Source organism: Streptomyces sp. NPDC059850 (assembly GCF_042731515.1).
GTDB lineage: Bacteria > Actinomycetota > Actinomycetes > Streptomycetales > Streptomycetaceae > Streptomyces.
In genome coordinates, this window is record NZ_JBHWJI010000148.1 from 1 (window position 1) to 2,743 (window position 2,743).

A 2,743-nucleotide genomic window follows, 5' to 3' on the forward strand; every position below is an offset into this window, starting at 1 on the left:
CGCGGCCCCGGGGGCGGTGGGGCGGGGGGCCCCCGCTCCCCCAGGCCCCCCGGGGGGCCCCCGGGCCGGGCGTGCCGCGCCACCCCGCCCCCCACGGCCCGGGGCCGTAGCGACCCGGAGCCCCGAGCTCCCAGGGTCATCCCCCGCGGACTTCCTTCCCCGAGTAGTCCGCCTCCCGCTAGCTGTCTCCCCTCGGCGGAGGCGACCAATCCTTGAGCGTGGTCACTCGAATGAGGGGTGTTGCCCGGCACTTGCGGTGCGTTCGAATACAAGTTCGATACTGTGGGGTGGTTGGGGTTGCTCGGGAGAGGGATGGAGGTGCCAGACGACATGGTGCGACGCATCGACGTGACCGGAGCCGCCGGGGTGCGGCTCGCGGCCTGGGAGTTCACGGACCCGCCCAAGGCCGGAGGCCGCGCGGGAGCGCGCGGCGGCCCCGGAGTGCTGCTGCTCCACGGGCTGATGGGCCGCGCCGCGCACTGGGCGGAGACCGCCCGCTGGCTCGCCACCCGGCACCGGGCCGTCGCCCTCGACCAGCGCGGCCACGGCCGCAGCGAGAAGCCCGCCGAGGGACCGTTCGACCGCTGTGCGTACGTGGCGGACGCCGAGGCGGCCGTCGAGCAGCTCGGTCTTGGCCCGGTGACCCTGATCGGCCACTCCATGGGCGCCCTGACGGCCTGGCAGCTCGCCGCGCGCCGCCCCGATCTGGTCCGGGCCCTGGTCATCTCCGATATGCGGGCCTCGGCGCTCGGCGGCGCCTCGCAGCGCGAGTGGTCCGACTGGTTCCGGTCCTGGCCGGTGCCCTTCGCGACCCTCGCGGACGTCCGCAGGTGGTTCGGCGAGGACGATCCGTCGCTGGAGCGTCCGAACGCCGCCCGGGGCGACTTCTTCGCCGAGATCATGGCCGAGCGTTCGGACGGCTGGCGCCCCGTCTTCTCCCGCCGTCAGATGCTGAAGGCCCGCGCGGCCTGGGCCCATGACGCCCACTGGGAGCAGCTGGCCCTGGTGGAGTGCCCCACCCTGGTCGTTCGCGGCCTGGACGGCGAGCTGGGCCGCGCCGAGGCCCAGGAGATGGTCCGCGTCCTCCCCCGAGGTGAGTACGCGGAGGTGGCCGACGCGGGCCACCTCGTCCACTACGACCAGCCGGACGGCTGGCGCCGCGCGGTCGAGCCTTTCCTCGCCGCGACCCTCCCCGCACAGCCCGGACCCGTGTAGCGCGGACCCGTGTAGTCCGGACCCGTGTAGCGCGGACCCGTGTAGCGCGGAGGCTCGGCGGCGTCAGGATCCGCGGCGTCAGGATCAGTGCCGCGAGGGGAACTTCCAGACGAACGGCTTGCCGCCGATCTCGGTCCAGGCGATCTCCAGCCGCTTCGTATCGACCGGGATGAGGAAGGTGTTGCAGAGTGTGTGGCTCTGACCGTCCTTCCAGTTCTTGACGGCGTCCGGGTCGACGCACCCCTTCGGCGCGTCACCGCCGATGACCTTCGTGCCGCGCTGCCCGTCCGCGTACACATCCGCGTAGTCGCCGACCCGCGGCCATTCCTTCACGGCGGCACCGGACAGATGCCGGTACGTCACATAACCGGTCGCGGGGACCTTGCCCTTGGCGTCCGCCGGGTCGGAGACCAGGGCCTTGGCCTCGGCCGCCGTTCCGATGTCGATCCGCCGCGCGGTGATCGAGTAAAACGGCTTGACGCCGGTGTCCTCCTTGAATGCCCGCGAAGCGGACTGACCGGGTTTCAGTACGGCCTTCGCCGCCGCACTCGCACCGCGCTTGCCGTTCTTGTGCGTTCCGCTGAAGCGGGAATGCGGCTTGTGCTTGGGGGATGTGGGCGTATGGCTCTTTTTCCCGGAGGATCCACATGCGGTGAGAGTCAGGGCCAGTACGCCAACGGGCGCGGCAACGCACAGCCACGTTGTCTTCTTCAGCAAGTCCATCTCCCCTGCGCGATCTTTCTCCGATCGATGATCCTAGGGGCTGGAATTCCGTATCCGGGTCGCCAACTGTGTGCGTACTGTGACGGCCTGGGTGTGGCGGTGTGGAAAGTAGCCGGAACCGGGCCATGTCACGGTGCGGACGTGGCCATTCCCCCGTGGAATTCAACCTTCGCGGCCTCAATGGCGTCTACCGGTACGGTGCTTGCCGCATGGCTGCTGCTAACCTCGGCCGGGCGCAATCACGCATTAACACACCAGGCGTAAGGAAATCACTGAACTCGGGGGAGATCGCGTGAAGCTTAAACAAAAAGCCTCGATGGTCGTGCTCTCGGCGGTGCTCATGCTGGGTGGTTCGGTCGCGATGGCGCCCACGGCGTCCGCGGTGGGCTCGTCGGCATGCCGGTTCAATTCGCCGGACGTCAATTTCAAGGTCGTGACGAGTGGCGCCAGATTCCGCACCGGACCGGGAAGCAAGTACCGCGCGAAAGGGACGCTGTACCGGGGAGACTCCTTCCGGTACTTCTGCCGCACCGGCGGTCTGGGCGGATTCATGAAGAGCTGGTCCTACGGAAAGATCCTCAAGCGGACTACCTCGGGCATCAAGCCCGGGACCAAGGGCTGGGTCTACAGCAAGTACCTCGACTAGAGGGAAAGCGGCAGGGGGAAAAGCGGCGGGGGGGGGGGGGGGGGGGCCACCAAACCCCGGCGCGCTCGCGGGGGGGGGCCGCCGCGGGAGCCCCCCGCCCGCCGACGCTCTGGGCGAGCTGCGGCTCGACCCGGCGGCTCAGCAGCTGCGGGCCGAACC

General features: G+C 70.1%; 3 protein-coding genes. 2 read left to right on the plus strand and 1 reads right to left on the minus strand.

Translation table 11 applies throughout. The features are described from left to right. The first annotated feature begins 330 nt into the window (after window positions 1-330). A complete protein-coding gene (locus ACFV9T_RS42655; protein ID WP_385449265.1) occupies window positions 331-1,215 on the plus strand; it encodes an alpha/beta fold hydrolase in 885 nt (294 codons plus the stop codon). Between the two features lie 84 nt (window positions 1,216-1,299). Here the strand turns inward: ACFV9T_RS42655 and ACFV9T_RS42660 are convergent, their stop codons facing one another. Beyond that, complete coding sequence (locus tag ACFV9T_RS42660) at window positions 1,300-1,932, minus strand: hypothetical protein (protein WP_385449266.1); 633 nt, start codon at window positions 1,930-1,932, stop codon at window positions 1,300-1,302. Between the two features lie 298 nt (window positions 1,933-2,230). Here ACFV9T_RS42660 and ACFV9T_RS42665 point away from each other — a divergent pair, with 298 nt between their 5' ends. Next, window positions 2,231-2,584 carry an SH3 domain-containing protein gene (locus ACFV9T_RS42665; RefSeq protein ID WP_385449268.1) on the plus strand — a complete coding sequence of 118 codons (354 nt, stop codon included), beginning with the start codon at window positions 2,231-2,233 and terminating at the stop codon, window positions 2,582-2,584. Window positions 2,585-2,743 lie beyond the last annotated feature (159 nt).